Source organism: Erwinia sp. B116, from assembly GCF_002865965.1.
Classification (GTDB): Bacteria; Pseudomonadota; Gammaproteobacteria; order Enterobacterales; family Enterobacteriaceae; genus Erwinia.
Genome location: NZ_JRZZ01000040.1, coordinates 1 through 18,805 on the forward strand (window position 1 = coordinate 1; position 18,805 = coordinate 18,805).

The window sequence follows — 18,805 nt, forward strand, 5'->3', positions numbered from 1 at the left end:
CGTTTTTTGCATCAGGCGTCGTTCGGTACGGGTTATTGGTGCTATGATCGGCATCGCTCAGTCCGGTTGGTGATTTGTTTTGATTTGGCGATTGATCAGATCGCACAATTCGGGCTGAGTTCCCTCAAAGTGATCTACTATTCCGAACAGCTATTTAGTTGGCTGGATGTGACGATGAGCTGGACATTTTCCAATGCCGCAATATATTTTGCGAAGCATCTAAAGTAAAATTTATCTTTATCGAGAAATAGCAGGCTTGGTTGAGTATTAAATCGATGTGTGAGTGCCGAGTGTAGTGTGTTGCTCGCAGCTGCTGGTATATCTGGTTTAACCAGCATGATGTGCAAAACGCGCTGCGAAAGTCTGGTTTATGAGGCCTTCAGGTAGGTCAAAGAGTTCCATGGTGCACTGCGCCTAGCCGATGAACGGTATCATCAGGAGGCTATATTTAGTGTTTAGTGACAAAATGAATGTAAGCACTCTGCATCGTCAGGATCCCAGCGATGGTTCAGCCCTGTCAGCTACCGTAATCACAATGTACAGGTGTCATACTGAGTCAGGACTTTTAACGTCAGCAGTGTGCGGGTTACATCAGATCTTATGACCGAATGAAGGCTGGCTGTATATCGATCATTTAGCCATAGGGAGCTAATCTATATCATAGAGGATGATGATATAATTGGCGTGGAAATTGCTAAAGACGGCGTCGTAAGTGAAGGTGAAATGTTATCGTGCAAATCGATAGTGGTGGTCAATGCTGTTATGAAGAATATCAGGTATCGCTGAAAAATATATAATTATTCCGGCAGTGTGAGCTTGAAATGATACTGTTATGGGAATGTGTTAGCGCCAAGGATTTTCAAATTTATAATGGTGGGGTTATAAATTAAAAATTTTTTATCAACCCGGAAGTGATAAGCGTTTTTTATAACATCAAATGCTATTATAATTTTTGGTTTGGCTATAGTCTCTCTTACGGGCCACTTCCTTAATAGATCTAATAATAGACCATTAGTTAGTGATGTGCCTATCTTTACTGAGTCAAATCAGATCTGCAAAAGTGTAATTAAAAAAAGAGAAGGCATTGCCTCTAGAAAACTTTACGTAATCACAAGATCGGTGGTTAAGAGGGGTTTTAATTTATTAATATTGATTTTTTTAAAATTATAGTAAATTTCTATGTATTTATAGGCTGATATAAAATGTTTCATATTCTCTTTTGTTATTTGCTTTTTTAGTATTTCAGCAATGGGGTAGGTAGTGTCATTTTTAATTTTTTTGAAGAATAAATAATGTTGATGCATTTAGTAAAATAATATTGTAAAATTAAATGAAATCTAGCATGATTAAATCGATGAATTTAGGAGGAACGATGATAGTGATGGTGGCAGGAGTTTATGGTGTTGGTAAAAGTACCGTATGTAATAAGTTATCAAAAGATCTCATGATCGATTTTTTTAGTGCAAGTGAGTTAATTAGGTCAGAAAAAGGTTCCATTACATGGGGTAAAGATAAAAAAACGGACGAAATTAGCAGTAATCAACATTACTTAATAAATGCCATAAGTAGGATGTTAGATGATGACTTCTTATTAGATGGTCATTTTTGTTTATTAGACAAAGAAGGATTAGTGAAAAGAATTGAGTTTGATATTATCAGGGAACTTAACATAGGTGCAGTGCTTTTTCTCCAAGAAAATCCCGAGATAATATGCAAAAGACTAATGGATAGAGATAAAATCTATTGGGATGAAGAAGTTATAGAAAAAATGCAGAAAGTTGAGGGGGAGCAAGCTTTAATGTTTACTGAAAAATACAATCTTCCATTTAACTCAGCTTATGTTACTGATTATGAAGAAATTAAGAAATTCATTAAAATATCATACAAATCAGGAGGTTAATGTGAGCAATATAAGATATGCTTTTTTTAATGATTTAGATCTAAATGATGATTTTTTTGACTCTTTAAAAGCCAGTTATAAAGAGTTTTCATCGTGGTTCAGAAAAAAAGCTAAAGAAGGTGAAAAAGCATATGTATTTTATAATAGAGATGAGAAGTTAGATGCATTTATATATTTAAAGCCTGAATTTGAAAATGTAGATGATATTGAACCAGCTTTGCCTTCAGGTAATCTATTAAAGATAGGAACTTTTAAGATAAATGCGCATGGAACAAAGTTGGGGGAGAGATTATTGAAAAAAACTTTTGACCATGCAATAGATGAAGGTTCTGACTATATTTATGTAACTGTTTTTGAGAAAGAAAAGCCGTTGATAAAAATCCTTGATAAATATGGATTCGATTTTCATGGTTCGAAAAAAAGCGTAAACGGCGTAGAAAATGTTTATGTGAAAAAAATGAAAAATATAACTGGGGATGTTATCAAAGATTTCCCTCATCTCTCTTTAAAAGATAAAAAATATCATCTTCTAGCAATTTACCCAGAATATCACTCTAAGTTTCTCCCGGATTCAATACTTAGGACCGAGAGTCATGACATATTGGAAGATATTTCATATACAAATAGCATTCACAAAATATACATCTCAGGAATTAACAGGACAAAAAATCTAAACCAGGGTGATGCAATCTGTATTTATAGGACAAATAAAGGTGGAAAGGGGAAGGCATATTATCGGTCGGTTGTATCTTCAATATGTGTTATTGAAGAGGTAAGGCAAATTAAATCATTTTCATCAGAGTCTGAATTCATGAAATATGTAAAGCCATATAGTGTATTTAAAAATGAAGAGTTAAAAGATTATTTTACTAACAATAAAAAAAGGTATATAATAAAGTTTACTTATAATGGTGCACTCAAGAAAAGATTAACCAGAGGGCGCTTAATAGAAGATTGTGGTCTTAGTACTAGAACACGGTGGGATTTTATCTCATTAACTGAAAAGCAATTCAGGTGGATAGCGGAAGAAGGGCAAGTAAATGAAGGTATTATTATCGATTAAGCCTGAGTATGTTAATAAAATTCTTAGTGGAGAAAAAAAATTCGAATTCAGGAAAGTAAACTTTTCAAAGAAAGGAATTACCAAAGTTCTTATTTATGCGACTAAACCAGTCGGGAAATTAGTTGGTGAGTTTGAGGTTAAAGAGATTCATCAAGGCTCTCCAGATTGCATTTGGAATATAACCCAGTATTTTGCTGGGATCGATAAAAAATACTTTGACTCATATTATCAAGGCAGAGATAAAGCAGTGGCTATTGCTATTGGAGAGGTAAACATCTACAAAAAACCAATTGACTTAGATAGTTTAGGTGGAAAGATTACACCACCTCAGTCTTTCTGCTATATTAGTAATGAGCTCGAAGATAAACAATTTGAATTTGATTACCTATAGTGTGGAGCAATCTTTTATGATTAAACATTCGCCACTGAAAATTGCTGATCATTTATTGGATCTTGGCAAACCTAAATTCATTGGTAGAGACTTTTTGCTCCAAGATCCAGCAACGGTTCAAAAAGTTGATGATTTATTGATTAATACTTTGGGTGATCTTCGGCTTTTCTATCCCGATTTCAGCTCTTGGATTAGTAATATTGTCATTCCAGGTATTATAACAGGAGAGCGTTCAGTTATTCTTGAATATAGAAATGATGATCTCGCTGGATTAGCAATATTAAAAGATAGTGATATTGAAAAAAAACTTTGCTGTCTTCAAGTTATGCCAAAATTCCAAGGTTCGGGCATCGGATTAACATTATTTGAGAAAAGTTTCGATTTGTTAAATACTAAAAACCCTTTACTCTCAGTTTCGGAGGAGCAAAGAAGTAATTTTTTGAGGATTTTTAAGTATTATGGTTTTGAGTTTGGTGAAACATATTATCAGCATTACAGGCCATTAAAAAATGAAATTAGTTTTAATGGCCTTTTAAAATAATAACCAATGCCTCTTTAAATTTAATCTGCCTTACGCCTGTAAATTATCACTATACACGATACGATCAAAGATAATAATATAATTTTCGATAAATTTATAAAATTCGTGTGCTCTTCTGTATTCTTAAGTAAATCGTTGTTAAACCAAGAAGCTAAACTTCCCATGCTCTCCCAGAGCCCGCTTCCTAGAGCACCTAACAAAACTACTACTAGTATAAATCTTAATATAGATCCAGAGTTGGATTTTTTCTTGGAAAATCTACCTAATACAATAAGATCTTTAACTATTTCACTCTCCTTTTCATTTTTAATTGTCCACTGGTAGCCTAGATAACTATTTATAGTGTCCGTTTTTTTTCCGGGTAGTAAATTATCTAGTTTTATATATTCATTCCAAATTTCTTCATCGACCAAAGAACGATAACCATTGTAGTATTTACTGACTGATATACATTCCTCATTTCTGATAGTTGTTAAGAAGCAGTGTATCCTCTTCAATTTCGCTGGGAATATTAAATCGTCATTGCTATGCATCAATTCTTCAGGCACGCCCCTCATAACATTAATCCTGAAATCAATAATGCGAGTATGTATACTAGAACTAATTAAAGCTTCATCTTTATAAGAAAAGTTGGTTGTATATACGCTTGGTGGAATTCCTTTTATACGAAACCGTATGTATGCCGATTTTCTTCTATCTGCTAAAGTTGTTCTATTTGTATATTTGGGAAGTTTTATCAATACTCTCGTTGATGAAGTATCATTACTTATCGGAATATATTCAATTCGAAAAGATTGTGAATTCAAACGGAAAAGGCAAAATGGTTTCTCATCTACGCCATTTCTTCTGAAGCTGATGTTAGCAAAGTTTCCTTCAGCGAGGCCATCATAATGAACAACTTCATTGAATATCGCAGCTACACTTTTTTCGCTACTAAGTTTTGAACCCAGATCATTTATATCTTTTTTATCTAATTCCCAAGGTAAATCAACAACGACTTCATCGACATTTTTATGGTCATGGATCATCACTCCAATATCTAAGAAAGGAGATGGATTGTCTTCGCCAATTTCCCATAAATTAACATGAAGTTCATCGTCTAAATGTTTTTCATGATTTTTCAGATTGGCATTCTTGTTTTTTTTGTCATCATTATCTTCTAAAATAGATTCATTTAGGCTATCCATTTCATTTTCATTCGATTGTTCCGGGAAGCAATTACAATTTTTACTGTGGGAACAATCTTCTAGAAGAGACTTATATCTTACTAATATGCCAGGGAAAGAGTGTTTTTTTTGCATTACATAATCTCATGGGTTTTATTAGTGTAATATTGTATGATTTAAAGATGTTACTTCTTCATAAGACTAGTTATCTACAGATTCATAAATCCATACGGGATTACGATCGATTAAAAACATTTATATGATTGCATTTTGTTTCAGAACTTGCAAAAATTTTTTTATAGTGTTTTCAGTAAACTAAAGGTTTTTATATAATTCATTTAAAATCAATTAGTTAATCATTTATTTTAGTCGGTTAGATGTTTTTATATCTTGAATTCAAAGTACTTAACTAAACTTAACCTATCAAAAATTTGACTTAAGTTTGTATGTTAGTCCATTTTCTTTGTTGTAAATATAACGATTTTAGTTCCAGCCACTTTTTGGAATTTCCGGATTTTTGATCTCTTCCCACTACTGATGCTCGGATAAATCCGAGATAAAGGTACACCATAAAACCGGGTGCTGCTGTTTAGGGTTATTTTTTGTTCAGTTTTTTTGCGGCTGATTCAATCTGCCTGATGCTCTTATCCGGGGAAGGTAGATCTTCAGGCATCGTTCCACCCAACTCTTCAATCGTCTGTCTTACTTTCCTGCCAACATCAAAGTGAGTCTGGTTTGCCTGCTGCTTTGACTTGACCTCATCCCGGCGAAGTTTCTCTTCTGCCTGCGTTGCGCGGAACAGGTTGGCCGCCAGTTCCGTTGACCCCATATGGTCGAGGATTTTTTGACTCTTCTTAAGCCCCTTGTGCTGGTGGATCGCTTTTTGATCCAGACCACCATATAAGCCCTGGTAACCATGATTTTGAAAAATGGCAAAATCTAAGGTGGTTTCAACCCCTGCCTGCTGCGCGACCTCCACCAGCTGATTGTTGTGCTCTTTTAACTCATTGCGTAGAAACAGCCGTTTTTCATCTTCACGCAGTCGTTTGAATGTTTCATCGTCTGCCAGTTCCTGCCGTCTGGTCTGAATAGCAAAGTAAGTTTGCCCGGCAGCGATAACGGGTTTAGCGGGATCGCCATTCTGCACCACGAGATAGCAGGCATATCTGGACAGGTGAACATCCTCCAGCTCTCGTTGAGCACCCGATCCCAGCACAACCATTTTGGTGGTCTCAACGAAATGGTCTGAAACCTGCTGATGACTGGTTTCACAAGCCTGGGCTGCCCGCGAAAGAACATTTTGGAAATTTCGCCAGTCACGATAATCAAGCTGCGGTGCTAAATCTCTTGCTGACTAATACTCTTGCCCTTCGTTTCCATGTTGCCGTAAGTCTTCAAACGGTTGGTGATGTTCGTTCATCGAGTGCTCCACTCAGTCTCAGGGGTGATAATTATTGCTGCTTTTTCTGTTGCCGATTGATCTTACCCACGTAATGTGGACACTCCACTCTTGTCTGCTGCTCTGAATCGCAGATACAGGCCACCGCCATCTGCGCGGCCCTCGAAGCGTTCTCCGGCCTTAATTCATGCGCTGATCTGCATGTCAGAAAGTTTTGGCATTGCGTCTTCCTGAGTGTTGAACAGGAGGTGTACCAAACTAATATGAAAGAAACCTGTTGGATACACCTCAATCATGCGCTTTCATGCTTTCTTGTGATGTTTCGTGATAACAAAAAGCCCGCCTGGTGGCGAGCTTTGGTTTTTTCAATCTTTAGTGATTCGTTCTGAATATTTACTCAATATTCTGAATCTGCTCGCGCATCTGCTCGATCAGCACCTTCAGCTCAATGGCTGAGGTGGTGATCTCGGCGTTGATCGACTTGGAGCCCAGGGTGTTCGACTCGCGGTTGAACTCCTGCATCATAAAGTCGAGGCGGCGGCCGACGGCCTCCTTCTTCTTCAGAATGTTGTAGGTCTCTTTCACGTGGGCTTCCAGGCGGTCCAGCTCTTCCGCCACGTCCACGCGCTGCGCCAGCATCACCAGCTCCTGCTCCAGCCGGTTATTCTCCAGCTGCACCTGCGCCTCTTCCAGACGGCTGACCAGCCGCTCACGCTGCCACTTCAGCACGTCCGGCATATGGGCGCGAACTTTAGTGACTTCGGCGCTGACGCCCTGCAGACGCTGTTCGATCAGCTGCTTCAGCGCCGCGCCTTCGGTTTCCCGTGCGGTGATAAAGTCGTCGATGGCTACGTCCAGCGTGCTCAGCAGCTCTGCGGAGATAGCGTCCAGATCCTGTTCGGCGGCGGACATCACGCCCGGCCAGCGCAGAATATCCAGCGGGTTGATCTCACCCTCATCGCTCTGCAGCTTGACCCAGTTAGCGGCCTCAACCAGCTGAACGGCCAGTTTCTCATTCAGCACCAGCGCGCTCTGGGCGCGCGGGTCGGCGTCAAAGCGCAGGCTGACTTCAATTTTACCGCGGGTCAGGCGGTTGCGAATACGCTCGCGGACCACCGGCTCCAGGCCGCGGAACTGTTCCGGCAGGCGCAGATAGGTCTCCAGATAGCGCTGGTTGACGGAACGGAGCTCCCAGGCGGCGCTGCCCCATTCGCCTTTGGTTTCTCGCCGTGCGTAGGCGGTCATGCTGCGGATCATTGTGCGTACCCGTTGGTATCAAGGAATCAGGCAGCGAGTATAACGGCGCAGGCGGTGGCTTAACAGGCATTCAGTGAAATGCCGCCGTAAACGCCGCTGTTTTAGCGACAGAATTTTAGATGCTTCCCGGCGGGCGGCCTGCTAGTGTGGCGATCGCCGCTATTTAACCGATTAATCAGGAGCCCCGATGTTGATACGTAGCGTTATTTCCGGCGTGCTGCTGCTGGCGCTGGCCGGCTGCAGCGCACCCGCCCGCCAGGCGCCCCCCGCCGCGGCCTGCGTCCGCGGTGATGCGATGGTGCAGACCACGCTCTACTTCGGCCTGAACCGCCCGCAGGGTGCGGCGATTACCCCGGCAGAGTGGCAGAAATTTGTTGATGATGACGTCACGCCGCGTTTCAAGGCGGGGCTGACGGTGTTTGCCGCGCAGGGGCAGTGGCTGGGCGATGACGGCAGGCTGGCGCGGGAAGAGAGCCGGGCGCTGATGCTGATCCACCCGCTGGACCAGGGCAGCGAGCAGGGGATAGAGGCGCTGCGCGCGGTCTATAAGCAGCGCTTTGCGCAGGACTCGGTGATGCGGGTGGATGCGCCGGTCTGCGTGGCCTTCTGACGCTTAGCCGTCAGCAGCAGGCAATAGCCAGGCTGGCTAACGCCGCCGGGAACAGCAGGCGGGATGCCAGGCCAGCCAGTGCCGCCGGAAGCAGAAGGTGACACGCCGGGCTCACCCATGCCACCGATTGACGTTTACAGCACCAGCCCGGCAAACGCCGCCGACAGCAGGCTGACCAGCGTCGAGCCGTAAATCAGCTTCAGACCATAGCGTGACACCACGTTGCCCTGCTGCTCGTTCAGTCCCTTAATGGCTCCCGCCACGATGCCGATCGAAGCAAAGTTGGCGAAGGAGACGAGGAACACCGACAGAATACCCAGCCCGCGTGGTGACAGTCCGGCGGCGACCTTCTTCAGCTCAATCATCGCCACAAACTCGTTGGTCACCAGCTTGGTGGCCATAATGCTGGCCGCCGGCAGCGCGTCAGCGGTCGGAATGCCGATCAGCCAGGCGAAAGGCCAGAACACGTAGCCGAGGATCTGCTGGAAGCTGATGCCAAACAGGCTGGCAAACACCGCGTTAACCATGGCGATCAGCGCGATGAAACCAATCAGCATCGCAAGGATGATCATCGCCACCTTAAAGCCCGCAAGAATGTACTCACCCAGCATCTCGAAGAAGCTCTGGTCTTCGTGCAGCTTCTCAAGACGGATTTCCGGCTCATCCCCTGCCGGCGTCGGGTTGATGATCGACAGAACGATAAAGGTGCTGAACATGTTGAGCACCAGCGCCGCCACCACGTAGCGCGGCTCAATCATCGACATATAGGCACCGACGATCGACAGTGACACGGTGGACATCGCTGCCGCCGCCATCGAATAGAGGCGGCGCGGGGAGATGTCTGCCAGGATACCTTTATAGGCGATAAAGTTCTCCGACTGGCCGAGGATCAGCGTGCTGACGGCGTTAAACGACTCCAGCTTGCCCATGCCGTTGATTTTCGACAGTACGGTGCCGAAGAAGCGGATCAGCCACGGCAGGATTTTCAGGTGCTGCAGAATACCGATCAGCGCGGAGATAAACACGATCGGGCACAGTACGCCAAGGAAGATAAACGCCAGACCCTGCGAACTCATGCCGCCAAACACAAAGTCGGTCCCCTGGGCCGCGTATTTCAGCAGCACTTCAAAGAAGCCGGAGACGGCCGAGACCACGCTCAGGCCGCCGGACGCGTGCAGGAAGAACCAGGCCAGCGCCGCTTCAATCACCACCAGCTGCAGCAGGATGCGCGGGCGGATTTTTTTACGGTCGTTACTGAACAGCAGCGCCAGGCCGAAGATAATGGCCAGGGCGAGCAGAAAATGGAAAACAGAAGTCATTCGCGGGTTCCAGCGAGTCAGTCAGAGAAGAGGGGCATTTAGCCACATTTCACCGCACTTTACATCCGCTGGCCACGGCAGTTGCAGAAAAAGTGATTAGCATTCCGTCACCTGCATAACCGGATGCGGCAGATGTCGCCACATCCGCGATGGCGTGCGCCAGCGTGATAGGCAAGCCGTAGTGAAATCCGTATAATGCGCAGCCATTAAACCAGCCAGCCGGAGATACATCATGCGTCCATCAGGCCGTAGCGCACAACAGGTTCGCCCCGTCACCCTGACCCGTCATTATACCAAACATGCAGAAGGCTCTGTGCTGGTTGAATTCGGTGATACCAAAGTTCTCTGCACCGCTACCATCGAAGAGGGCGTACCGCGCTTTCTGAAAGGCCAGGGCCAGGGCTGGGTCACCGCAGAATACGGTATGCTGCCGCGCGCGACCCACAGCCGTAACGCCCGCGAAGCCGCCAAAGGCAAGCAGGGCGGCCGCACGCTGGAGATCCAGCGCCTGATCGCCCGCTCGCTGCGCGCCGCTATCGATCTGAAAGCGCTGGGCGAGTTCACCATCACGCTGGACTGCGACGTGCTGCAGGCGGACGGCGGCACCCGTACCGCGTCGATCACCGGCGCCTGCGTGGCGCTGGCCGACGCGCTGAATCACCTGGTCAGCATCGGTAAGCTGAAGGCTAACCCGATGAAAGGCATGGTGGCGGCGATCTCCGTCGGCATCGTCAACGGCGAAGCGCTGTGCGATCTGGAGTATATCGAAGATTCCAACGCCGAAACCGATATGAACGTGGTGATGATGGAAGATGGCCGTATGATTGAGGTACAGGGCACCGCAGAAGGTGAACCCTTCACCCACGACGAGCTGCTGGCGCTGCTGGCGCTGGCGCGCGGCGGCATCGACACCCTGGTGCAGGCGCAGAAAGCTGCGCTGACCGACTGATTATTGCAGGCGACCTGAGGGTCGCCTTTTTTTTGCCTGAATTTTGAGGAAGCCCATGATGAAAGCCTGGCAGCGTCAGTTTATTGAATTCGCCATCAACAAGCAGGTTCTGAAGTTCGGAGAATTTACCCTGAAATCAGGGCGTAAGAGCCCCTATTTCTTCAACGCCGGCCTGTTTAACACCGGGCGTGACCTCGCGCTGCTCGGACGTTTTTACGCCCAGGCGCTGGTTGACTCCGGGATTGATTTCGACCTGCTGTTTGGTCCGGCCTATAAAGGCATTCCGATTGCCACCACCACCGCCGTGGCGCTGGCGGATCACCACGACCGCGACGTGCCGTACTGCTTTAACCGCAAAGAGGCGAAAACCCACGGCGAGGGCGGCAGCCTGGTCGGCAGCCCGCTGCAGGGCAAAGTGATGCTGGTGGATGACGTGATTACCGCCGGTACCGCGATACGCGAGTCGATGGATATTATCTCTGCCGAAAAGGCGACGCTGGCCGGGGTGCTGATCTCGCTGGACCGCCAGGAGCGCGGGCGCGGCGAACTGTCCGCCATTCAGGAAGTGCAGCGCGATTACGGCTGCAGGGTGATTTCGATCATTACGCTGAACGAGCTGATCGGCTATCTGGAAGAGAAGCCGGAACTGACCGATCACCTGATTGCCGTGCGTGCCTACCGCAGCGAGTACGGGATCTGATCGACGGTGGGCCAGTAATACTGGCCCACCGCGTTACACCAGCTGGGCGGCGAACAGCGGCCAGCGCACCTCAAATTCCGCAGTGGGGCGATAGCGAAACTCGGAACGTACAAAGCGCGACAGCAGCCCTTCGCAGAAGGCGAGGATCTGGCTGGCCAGCAGCGTTTCATCGGTGCTGAAGCCTTCCCCCTCGCGCATTTTTTTCTCCCGCATTACCTGACGCAGCTGGGCTTCGATACGTTCGAACAGCTGGTTGATGCGCCCCTGCAGCCTGTCCTGTTCGAACATCAGCGCGTGTCCGGTCAGAATGCGGGTTAAACCCGGATTACGCTCACCAAACCCCAGAATGAGCTGAGTGATCAGACGCAGGCGCGGCAACGTCTCCTTCTCATCTTTCAGGATCAGGTTGATGCGCGTAATCAGGCTGTCTTCAATAAATTCGATCAGGCTGTCAAACATCCGGGTTTTGCTGGGAAAATGCCGGTACAGCGCCGCTTCCGAGACGCCGACGCTGGCTGCCAGCTTGGCGGTGGTGATCCGCTGGCTGCCGTCGCTGGATTCCAGCATCTGCGCCAGCGCCTGCAGGATCTCCTCGCGACGATTCCTTTTCGCACTCTTTTTTTCTGTCATGCCTTAAAAGACCCCTGAAAACATCACCATAAACGGGCAGAGCCCACGCAATATCCGTGAGCGGGGGCTCACGGTGACAAATGATTAGGCTATCGTCGTGACGGAAACGGGAAAAGGTTACTGGCGGCCTGAATGACCGAAGCCGCCTTCACCGCGCACGCTGGCATCAAAGTCGTTCACCAGGTTAAATTCAGCCTGCACCACGGGGACAAACACCATCTGCGCGATGCGCTCGCCCGGCTCGATGATAAAGGTCTGCTGGCCACGGTTCCAGACGGAGACCATCAGCTGCCCCTGGTAATCGGAGTCGATCAGCCCGACCAGATTACCCAGCACCACGCCGTGCTTATGGCCCAGGCCGGAACGCGGCAGGATCACCGCCGCCAGCTGTGGGTCGGCGATGTGGATGGCCAGACCGGTCGGCACCAGCGTGGTCACGCCAGGCTGCAGTTCAACCGGCTGGTCGAGGCAGGCGCGCAGATCCAGGCCCGCAGAACCTGATGTGGCGTAGGTCGGCAGCGGGAAGTCGTTGCCCACGCGCGGGTCGAGGATCTTAACGTCGATTTTTTTCATCATAAAGGCCGATAATCTCATTCAGTAACTGTTGGCCCAGCAGGGGCTTGGGGGTGAGCGGTAAGGCTTTGTCGCCATCCTGCCAGTAAAGGTGTAACGCATTGGCATCACTGTTAAAACCCTGGCCGGCCTGCGCCACATCGTTGGCGCAGATCAGGTCCAGGTTCTTACGCAGGCGTTTTTGCTGCGCGTATTCTTCCACATTCCGGGTTTCAGCGGCAAATCCGACCACGTAAGGGCGGGCTTCGGTTAGCGCCGCCACGCCGGCGACGATATCCGGATTCTTCACCATCTGCAGGGTGATCTCATCCCCCTGTTTTTTAATCTTATCCCCGGCAATGGCCGCCGCGCGGTAGTCGGCTACCGCCGCACAGCCGATAAATATCTGCTGCTGCGCGGCGGCATCCATCACCGACTGCTGCATCTCCAGCGCGGTGGTGACGTCAACGCGCGTCACCCCCGCCGGTGTGGGCAGCGTGACCGGGCCGGCGACCAGCGTCACCTGCGCTCCGCGTGCGGCGGCGGCGGCTGCAATCGCAAAGCCCATCTTGCCGGAGCTGTGGTTCGAGATAAAACGCACCGGGTCCAGCGCTTCCCGCGTCGGGCCGGCGGTAATCATAATGCGCAGATGTTGCAGGTCGTTGACCGGCGTGGTCAGTTCTGCGGCCAGCGCGACGATCGCCAGCGGGTCGAGCATCCGGCCGGGGCCGATATCGCCACAGGCCTGGCTGCCGCTGTCCGGCCCCCAGACGGCGATCCCGCGCTCGGCCAGCACCATAAGGTTGTGCTGGGTGGCCGCCGCGCGGTACATCTGCTGGTTCATCGCCGGGGCAATGGCGATCGGCGCCGCCGTCGCCAGGCACAGGGTGGTGACCAGGTCATTGGCCATGCCGGCCGCCACGCGCGCGATCAGGTCGGCGGTGGCCGGCGCGAGGATCACCAGTTCGGCCCATTTCCCCAGCTCAATATGGCCCATAGCGGCCTCGGCTGCCGGGTCGAGCAGATCGTCGGAAACCGGGAAACCGGAGACCGCCTGCAGGCTGAGCGGCGTAATAAAGGCTTTGGCTGCGTCGGTCATCACCACCCGCACCTCGGCACCGCGATCGCGCAGGCGACGCACCAGCTCAGGGGTTTTATAGGCGGCGATACCGCCGCTGACGCCCAGCACAATCCGCTTTCCCGATAATCCCGTCATTTGCCGTTCACCTTTATCAATGGTTGCCGTGCCGTCAGCACCGTAATCTGGCTATTTTACCACACTCCGCCAGCGTGGCTATTTTGCACCAACGTTCTGACGACCGCCGCGTAAAACTCGGCAAAGTGCGATTTGAAACTACTGTATATAATGCCATGATAATGACCACTGAGGAAGCAGAGGTGGCGAATGGATAACAACTGGAATGGTATGGCACCGCGCGAAAAACTGATCGCGCACGGCGTGGAAACGCTCAGCGACTGTGAGCTGTTGGCGATTTTTTTACGTACCGGGATCCGCGGTCGGCACGTGATGAAGCTGGCCCAGCAACTGATGGCCGAGTTCGGCTCACTCTATCAACTGATGAACGCCTCGCGGGCCGAGTTCCGCGAGGGCAGCGGCGTGGGGGCCGCCAAGTTTGCCCAGCTTAATGCGGTGGCCGAGCTGGCGCGGCGCTGTTTCAGCTGCCGCGACGCCATCGCGAAGCGTTCGGTGACCAGCACCCGACAACTGCTCGACTTTCTGCAGGGCTCGCTGGCGCAGCAGGAGCGTGAAATCTTCCAGGTGGTGTTTTTCGATAACCAGCACCGGGTGATCCACGTTAGTGAGATGTTCAGCGGCACCATCAACAGCGTGGAGGTCCACCCGCGGGAAATCGTGCGTGAAGCGCTGAAACGCAATGCGGCGGCGATTATTCTGGCGCATAATCACCCGTCCGGCGTGGCTGAACCCAGCCAGGCCGACCGTGATATCACCGCGCAGATTGTTCGCGCCTGCTCCCTGATGGATATCCGCGTGCTGGACCATATGGTGATCGGTCACGGTCAGTATGTCTCCTTTGCCGAACGTGGCTGGCTGTAGTTCCCCTCTGCCTGGCGGGGGGTTACCGCCGAAAAACGGGGGCTGACCGGCCATTTCGCATGCAAACAGGATATTTTCCCGCGATCCTGAGGGATCTTTATCTGTTCGGGACTTGAGCACTCGCGCTACAGGGCGTATACTATGCCACCTTTGAGAATCTCGGGTTTGGCGTTTGGGCCTGCTCAGCGGGTTCACATAGAACTCGCCTGGATGGGCTTTTAAGTCTGACGAGGCGGCCAAAACCTTATTTTTAAAGCTCGAGCTGATTTGATTTTTGGAGAATAGACATGTCACGAGTCTGCCAAGTAACTGGCAAGCGTCCGGTGACCGGTAACAACCGTTCCCACGCAATGAACGCGACGAAACGCCGTTTCCTGCCGAACCTGCACTCTCACCGTTTCTGGATCGAGAGCGAGAAGCGCTTCGTTACACTGCGTGTATCTGCCAATGGCATGCGCGTAATTGATAAGAAGGGTATTGAGACGGTCCTGGCCGATCTGCGTGCCCGCGGTGAGAAGTACTAAGTTAAGGAATTGAAACATGGCTAAAGGTATTCGTGAGAAGATCAAGCTGGTTTCTTCTGCTGGTACAGGTCACTTCTATACCACCACGAAGAACAAACGTACTAAGCCGGAAAAACTGGAACTGAAGAAATTCGATCCAGTTGTCCGCCAGCACGTGATCTACAAAGAAGCTAAGATTAAGTAATTACTCTTAGTTGATGAAAAAACCCGGCTTCGGCCGGGTTTTTTTGTTTTCAGATTCCATACAGCAGCGGGCTGCCTGACGGGCTTCGCCGCGGAGGTGACAATGCCAGAATTACCTGAGGTTGAAACCAGCCGGCGCGGGATTGAGCCGCACCTTGTGGGTGCCACGATCCTGCACGCCGTGGTCCGTAACGGCCGCCTGCGCTGGCCGGTCTCGAATGAAATTCATGCGCTCAGCGACCAGCCGGTGCTCAGCGTGCAGCGTCGGGCGAAGTACCTGCTGCTGGAGCTGCCCGCGGGCTGGATTATCATTCATCTGGGGATGTCCGGCAGCCTTCGCGTGCTGGCGGAGGAGCAGCCGCCGGCGAAGCATGACCATGTCGACCTGGTGATGAGCAACGGCAAGGTGCTGCGTTACACCGATCCCCGCCGCTTCGGCGCCTGGCTGTGGTGCAGCGATCTGGCCGTCAGCCCGGTGCTGTCGCACCTCGGCCCCGAGCCGCTCAGCGACGCCTTTACCGCATCTTACCTGTTTGATAAGTCTCGTGGCAAGCGTACGCCGGTGAAACCCTGGCTGATGGATAACCGGCTGGTGGTGGGGGTGGGGAATATTTACGCCAGCGAATCGCTGTTTGTTGCCGGGATCCTGCCCGATCGTCAGGCGGGTTCGCTGGATGAAGCCGAGTGCGGGCTGCTGGTCAGCACCATCAAAGCGGTGCTGCTGCGCTCCATCGAGCAGGGCGGCACCACGCTGCGCGACTTCCTGCAGAGCGACGGTAAGCCGGGCTACTTTGCCCAGCAGTTGCAGGTGTATGGCCGGGCGGGGGAGCCGTGCCGCGCGTGCGGCAGCCTGATAGTCAGTGCGAAGCATGCACAGCGCAGCACCTTCTGGTGCCCGCAGTGCCAGCGCTAGCGCGCCACGCGCGATAAACCGTGGGGCCTGAGCCGGTCAGCGTTTCGCCGGCCGAGCCTGATACATGCGTCAGTCAGAGCTTCGCCATCAGCGCCTGCCAGACCGGTGCGGGCAGAAACGCCTGCACCTCGCCGCCGTGGCGGGCCACCTCTTTCATCAGCGTTGATGAAACAAAAGAGTACTGTCCGGAGGGCATCAGGAATACGCTTTCCAGCGTCGGCAGCAGGTGACGGTTCATCTGCGCCAGCTGCATCTCATACTCAAAGTCAGACACCGCCCGCAGCCCGCGCACCAGCACGTTGGCCTGCTGTTCGCGGGCGAAGTTGGCCATCAGGTCGCTAAAACCAATCACTTCCACGTTGTCCAGATGGGCGGTGACCTCCGTGGCCAGCGCCACGCGCTCGTCCAGCGAAAACAGCGGCTTCTTGCTCGGGCTGGCGGCGACCGCCAGCACGATATGGTCGAACATCAGGGCAGCGCGGGTGACGATATCCAGGTGGCCGTTAGTCAGCGGATCGAAGGTGCCGGGGTAGATGGCTTTGGTGCTCATAGTCTGCCGTTCCTGGATGCATGATTGAGTGCCCAGAGGGCGGTGTATTTATTAAAGGTGTACTGGGCGTTGACTACTGCCAGCAGCCAGCCCTGTTTACCGTCAAGAAAACCGGCGCGCAGCACCAGCGTTTTCAGAAATGCACCGGCTGTATGGCCGAAAATTGACGCGATGCCACAGCGCCTGCCCTGCTGGTGGCGCTGCTTTGCCCAGGCCTCGGCGTAGGCGAACTGCTTCCACTGGAAGGCGGAGAAATCACGGCAGGTAAGGTGCAGCAGATCGCCCTTAAGCGCCACCACCCGTGCGCCCGCCGTCGTCAGCGACTCATGCACCTGGTGGTCATTGTACTGGTAGTGGCGCGGATAGAGACGCGTAACGCGATCCGGATACCAGCCGCTGTGGCGCATAAAGCGGCCGAGGAACAGGTTGCGGCGCGGCAGGCTGTAGACGGTCTCTGCCGCCGGCAGCATCAGCGCCTGTTCAATCTCCTCGCGCAGCGCGGGCGTCACCCGTTCGTCGCAGTCAAGCATCAGGACCCACGGATGGCTGGCGTAGCTCTGTGCCAGCTGGCGCTGTTTGCCGTAACCGTGCCACTCGCTGGCGTGATACACCGCGGCGCCGTGGCGGGCGGCGATCTCCGGCGTGCCGTCGTGGCTGCCGGAGTCCAGCAGCACGATCTCATCGGCCCAGCTGACCGACTCCAGGCACTCGGGGAGCAGGTCAGCCGCATCTTTGGCAATCAGCACCACCGACAGTTTCTGACGTTGGCTCATGTTAGTGGTTCCGCTGTGGCAGATGAGGTTCCAGCAGGTGCAGCAGCCGCTGCAGCGCGCCCTGGTTCTGATGCAGCACGTCCACCGCGTGGCGGCCGTGATACAGGCGGTAATCTTCATCGGTCAGCAGGGTGCCGATCTCTTTATCCAGCGAGTCGGCATCCGTGACGGTGATCAGGCCATCCGCCTGCTGCAGGCGGGCGCAGATGTCTTTGAAGTTGAAGGTGTGCGGCCCCATCAGCACCGGAATGGCGTGGGCGGCGGGCTCCAGCGGATTGTGGCCGCCGCGCTCGACCAGGCTGCCGCCGACAAACGCCAGGTCGGCAATGCCGTACAGCAGCATCAGCTCGCCCATGGTATCGCCAATCACCACCTGGGTGGTGGCAGACGGGATCTCCCCGCTGCTGCGCAGCGTGTAGGTGAAGCCGCCTTTCTGCGCCAGGCTGCTGGCGGTAGCAAAACGTTCCGGGTGGCGCGGCACCAGGATCAGCAGCAGGGTCGGGAAGCGTGCCAGCAGTTTGCGGTGCGCGTCCAGAATAATGCTCTCTTCCCCTTCATGGGTGCTGGTGGCAATCCACACCTGACGGTGCGGCGCCCACTGGCGGCGCAGGGTGACCGCGCGGGCGGCCAGTTCCGGGGTGACGGAGATATCAAACTTCAGGCTGCCGGTCACCGCCAGCTGGGAACGTTTCAGGCCCAGGCCGATAAAGCGCTCACCGTCTTCCTGATTCTGCGCCGCGATCAGGGTAATGCGCTGCAGCAGGCGCTTCATGAATTTGCCAATTTTCTGATAACCCTTCGCCGAGCGTTCAGACAGGCGGGCGTTGGCAATCACCAGCGGTATTTTACGCGCGTGCAGCAGGGTGATCATATTCGGCCACAGCTCGGTTTCCATAATGATCACCAGCCGCGGGTTGACGGTATCAAGGAAACGGTTCATCGCGCCCGGCAGGTCATAGGGCAGATAAACGTGATGCACGTCTTTACCAAACGCCGAGCTGGCCCGCTCCGATCCGGTGGGGGTCATAGTGGTGACCACAATCGGCAGATGCGGGTAGCGGTGGCGCAGCGCGCGCACCAGCGGAATAGCCGCCAGCGTTTCACCCACGGAAACCGAGTGCAGCAGGATCCCATCCGGTTTGACCTTACCGGTGCAGAAGCCGTAACGCTCCGCCCAGCGCTTACGATAAGCCGGTGCTTTCCGGCCGCGTAACCAGAGACGAAGCCAGATCAGGGGCTGGATGAGATACAGCAAAACGGTATAAAGGGTCGTCATCACATTGTTTTTTCAGGTGAGCAGAGACTTGC

The 18,805-nt window shown here is 51.6% G+C and carries 21 protein-coding genes and 1 pseudogene; 12 read left to right on the forward strand and 10 right to left on the reverse strand.

All coding sequences use genetic code 11. The annotated features are described in order from the left end of the window. From NV64_RS24220 to NV64_RS23265, 5 genes are all read left to right on the forward strand, one after another. A partial coding sequence (locus NV64_RS24220) for a hypothetical protein (protein ID WP_101506591.1) occupies positions 1-228 on the forward strand: 228 nt, incomplete at its 5' end. Between the two features lie 1,114 nt (positions 229-1,342). Continuing rightward, positions 1,343-1,900 (forward strand): ATP-binding protein, encoded by a 558-nt coding sequence (locus NV64_RS19305; protein WP_158239913.1) that lies wholly within the window; start codon positions 1,343-1,345, stop codon positions 1,898-1,900. 1 nt (position 1,901) lies between these two features. Continuing rightward, on the forward strand, positions 1,902-2,963 hold the full coding sequence (locus NV64_RS19310) for an N-acetyltransferase (protein WP_101506593.1): 1,062 nt from the start codon (positions 1,902-1,904) through the stop codon (positions 2,961-2,963). Next, positions 2,941-3,354, forward strand: a complete 414-nt coding sequence (locus NV64_RS19315; protein WP_101506594.1) for an ASCH domain-containing protein — start codon at positions 2,941-2,943, stop codon at positions 3,352-3,354. The genes NV64_RS19310 and NV64_RS19315 overlap by 23 nt, the downstream gene beginning before the upstream one ends. A 16-nt stretch (positions 3,355-3,370) precedes the next feature. Then, entirely contained in the window at positions 3,371-3,895 is a 525-nt protein-coding gene (locus tag NV64_RS23265; RefSeq protein WP_146005523.1) for a GNAT family N-acetyltransferase, read from the forward strand. Positions 3,896-3,915: 20 nt separating this feature from the next. Here the strand turns inward: NV64_RS23265 and NV64_RS23270 are convergent, their stop codons facing one another. From NV64_RS23270 to NV64_RS19330, 3 genes and pseudogenes are all read right to left on the reverse strand, one after another. After that, positions 3,916-5,196, reverse strand: a complete 1,281-nt coding sequence (locus NV64_RS23270; RefSeq protein WP_146005524.1) for a hypothetical protein — start codon at positions 5,194-5,196, stop codon at positions 3,916-3,918. 460 nt (positions 5,197-5,656) lie between these two features. Next, positions 5,657-6,481 (reverse strand): annotated as a pseudogene (dinD, locus tag NV64_RS19325) (DNA damage-inducible protein D). A 372-nt stretch (positions 6,482-6,853) separates the two neighbouring features. Continuing rightward, a complete protein-coding gene (locus NV64_RS19330; RefSeq protein ID WP_056233572.1) occupies positions 6,854-7,717 on the reverse strand; it encodes a YicC/YloC family endoribonuclease in 864 nt (287 codons plus the stop codon). A 187-nt stretch (positions 7,718-7,904) separates the two neighbouring features. Here NV64_RS19330 and NV64_RS19335 point away from each other — a divergent pair, with 187 nt between their 5' ends. Further along, complete coding sequence (locus tag NV64_RS19335) at positions 7,905-8,327, forward strand: DUF3574 domain-containing protein (RefSeq protein WP_056233574.1); 423 nt, start codon at positions 7,905-7,907, stop codon at positions 8,325-8,327. A 134-nt stretch (positions 8,328-8,461) separates the two neighbouring features. Here NV64_RS19335 and NV64_RS19340 read toward each other — a convergent pair whose 3' ends face one another. Beyond that, positions 8,462-9,646, reverse strand: coding sequence for a NupC/NupG family nucleoside CNT transporter (locus tag NV64_RS19340; RefSeq protein ID WP_101506596.1), 1,185 nt, complete (start codon positions 9,644-9,646; stop codon positions 8,462-8,464). Between the two features lie 232 nt (positions 9,647-9,878). Here NV64_RS19340 and rph point away from each other — a divergent pair, with 232 nt between their 5' ends. Continuing rightward, positions 9,879-10,595, forward strand: coding sequence for a ribonuclease PH (rph, locus tag NV64_RS19345; RefSeq protein ID WP_056233579.1), 717 nt, complete (start codon positions 9,879-9,881; stop codon positions 10,593-10,595). A 58-nt stretch (positions 10,596-10,653) separates the two neighbouring features. Continuing rightward, positions 10,654-11,295 carry an orotate phosphoribosyltransferase gene (gene pyrE / locus NV64_RS19350; protein ID WP_056233743.1) on the forward strand — a complete coding sequence of 214 codons (642 nt, stop codon included), beginning with the start codon at positions 10,654-10,656 and terminating at the stop codon, positions 11,293-11,295. Positions 11,296-11,328: 33 nt separating this feature from the next. Here pyrE and slmA read toward each other — a convergent pair whose 3' ends face one another. From slmA to coaBC, 3 genes are all read right to left on the reverse strand, one after another. After that, entirely contained in the window at positions 11,329-11,925 is a 597-nt protein-coding gene (gene slmA, locus NV64_RS19355; protein ID WP_056233581.1) for a nucleoid occlusion factor SlmA, read from the reverse strand. Between the two features lie 117 nt (positions 11,926-12,042). Next, entirely contained in the window at positions 12,043-12,501 is a 459-nt protein-coding gene (gene dut / locus NV64_RS19360; protein ID WP_056233583.1) for a dUTP diphosphatase, read from the reverse strand. Continuing rightward, complete coding sequence (coaBC, locus tag NV64_RS19365) at positions 12,479-13,693, reverse strand: bifunctional phosphopantothenoylcysteine decarboxylase/phosphopantothenate--cysteine ligase CoaBC (protein WP_056233584.1); 1,215 nt, start codon at positions 13,691-13,693, stop codon at positions 12,479-12,481. The genes dut and coaBC overlap by 23 nt, the downstream gene beginning before the upstream one ends. A 189-nt stretch (positions 13,694-13,882) precedes the next feature. Here coaBC and radC point away from each other — a divergent pair, with 189 nt between their 5' ends. From radC to mutM, 4 genes are all read left to right on the forward strand, one after another. Next, entirely contained in the window at positions 13,883-14,554 is a 672-nt protein-coding gene (gene radC / locus NV64_RS19370) for a DNA repair protein RadC (protein WP_056233586.1), read from the forward strand. Between the two features lie 287 nt (positions 14,555-14,841). Beyond that, a complete protein-coding gene (gene rpmB / locus NV64_RS19375) occupies positions 14,842-15,078 on the forward strand; it encodes a 50S ribosomal protein L28 (protein ID WP_056233588.1) in 237 nt (78 codons plus the stop codon). A 16-nt stretch (positions 15,079-15,094) separates the two neighbouring features. Continuing rightward, complete coding sequence (rpmG, locus tag NV64_RS19380; RefSeq protein WP_001051798.1) at positions 15,095-15,262, forward strand: 50S ribosomal protein L33; 168 nt, start codon at positions 15,095-15,097, stop codon at positions 15,260-15,262. 102 nt (positions 15,263-15,364) lie between these two features. Next, positions 15,365-16,174: a bifunctional DNA-formamidopyrimidine glycosylase/DNA-(apurinic or apyrimidinic site) lyase gene (mutM, locus tag NV64_RS19385; RefSeq protein ID WP_101506598.1), complete on the forward strand. Its 810-nt coding sequence runs from the start codon at positions 15,365-15,367 to the stop codon at positions 16,172-16,174. Between the two features lie 73 nt (positions 16,175-16,247). Here the strand turns inward: mutM and coaD are convergent, their stop codons facing one another. From coaD to waaA, 3 genes are read right to left on the reverse strand one after another with little or no spacing between them, the layout of a single operon-like run. Then, a complete protein-coding gene (gene coaD / locus NV64_RS19390; RefSeq protein ID WP_056233592.1) occupies positions 16,248-16,724 on the reverse strand; it encodes a pantetheine-phosphate adenylyltransferase in 477 nt (158 codons plus the stop codon). Further along, entirely contained in the window at positions 16,721-17,497 is a 777-nt protein-coding gene (locus NV64_RS19395) for a glycosyltransferase family 2 protein (protein ID WP_101506599.1), read from the reverse strand. The genes coaD and NV64_RS19395 overlap by 4 nt, the downstream gene beginning before the upstream one ends. 1 nt (position 17,498) lies before the next feature. Next, the gene (gene waaA / locus NV64_RS19400; protein WP_056233596.1) at positions 17,499-18,773 is read right to left on the reverse strand and encodes a lipid IV(A) 3-deoxy-D-manno-octulosonic acid transferase; all 1,275 of its coding nucleotides are present in this window, start codon (positions 18,771-18,773) and stop codon (positions 17,499-17,501) included. Positions 18,774-18,805: the final 32 nt, after the last annotated feature.

Excerpts from the sequence above, each read along its gene's own strand:
- NV64_RS19305 (WP_158239913.1), top strand. The coding sequence starts at position 1,343 with ATGATTAAATCGATGAATTTAGGAGGAACGATGATAGTGATGGTGGCA.
- NV64_RS19315 (WP_101506594.1), top strand. The coding sequence starts at position 2,941 with ATGAAGGTATTATTATCGATTAAGCCTGAGTATGTTAATAAAATTCTT.
- NV64_RS23265 (WP_146005523.1), top strand. The coding sequence starts at position 3,371 with ATGATTAAACATTCGCCACTGAAAATTGCTGATCATTTATTGGATCTT.
- NV64_RS23270 (WP_146005524.1), bottom strand. The coding sequence starts at position 5,196 with ATGCAAAAAAAACACTCTTTCCCTGGCATATTAGTAAGATATAAGTCT.
- NV64_RS19330 (WP_056233572.1), bottom strand. The coding sequence starts at position 7,717 with ATGATCCGCAGCATGACCGCCTACGCACGGCGAGAAACCAAAGGCGAA.
- NV64_RS19335 (WP_056233574.1), top strand. The coding sequence starts at position 7,905 with ATGTTGATACGTAGCGTTATTTCCGGCGTGCTGCTGCTGGCGCTGGCC.
- NV64_RS19340 (WP_101506596.1), bottom strand. The coding sequence starts at position 9,646 with ATGACTTCTGTTTTCCATTTTCTGCTCGCCCTGGCCATTATCTTCGGC.
- rph (WP_056233579.1), top strand. The coding sequence starts at position 9,879 with ATGCGTCCATCAGGCCGTAGCGCACAACAGGTTCGCCCCGTCACCCTG.
- pyrE (WP_056233743.1), top strand. The coding sequence starts at position 10,654 with ATGAAAGCCTGGCAGCGTCAGTTTATTGAATTCGCCATCAACAAGCAG.
- slmA (WP_056233581.1), bottom strand. The coding sequence starts at position 11,925 with ATGACAGAAAAAAAGAGTGCGAAAAGGAATCGTCGCGAGGAGATCCTG.
- dut (WP_056233583.1), bottom strand. The coding sequence starts at position 12,501 with ATGATGAAAAAAATCGACGTTAAGATCCTCGACCCGCGCGTGGGCAAC.
- coaBC (WP_056233584.1), bottom strand. The coding sequence starts at position 13,693 with ATGACGGGATTATCGGGAAAGCGGATTGTGCTGGGCGTCAGCGGCGGT.
- radC (WP_056233586.1), top strand. The coding sequence starts at position 13,883 with ATGGATAACAACTGGAATGGTATGGCACCGCGCGAAAAACTGATCGCG.
- rpmB (WP_056233588.1), top strand. The coding sequence starts at position 14,842 with ATGTCACGAGTCTGCCAAGTAACTGGCAAGCGTCCGGTGACCGGTAAC.
- rpmG (WP_001051798.1), top strand. The coding sequence starts at position 15,095 with ATGGCTAAAGGTATTCGTGAGAAGATCAAGCTGGTTTCTTCTGCTGGT.
- mutM (WP_101506598.1), top strand. The coding sequence starts at position 15,365 with ATGCCAGAATTACCTGAGGTTGAAACCAGCCGGCGCGGGATTGAGCCG.
- coaD (WP_056233592.1), bottom strand. The coding sequence starts at position 16,724 with ATGAGCACCAAAGCCATCTACCCCGGCACCTTCGATCCGCTGACTAAC.
- NV64_RS19395 (WP_101506599.1), bottom strand. The coding sequence starts at position 17,497 with ATGAGCCAACGTCAGAAACTGTCGGTGGTGCTGATTGCCAAAGATGCG.
- waaA (WP_056233596.1), bottom strand. The coding sequence starts at position 18,773 with ATGACGACCCTTTATACCGTTTTGCTGTATCTCATCCAGCCCCTGATC.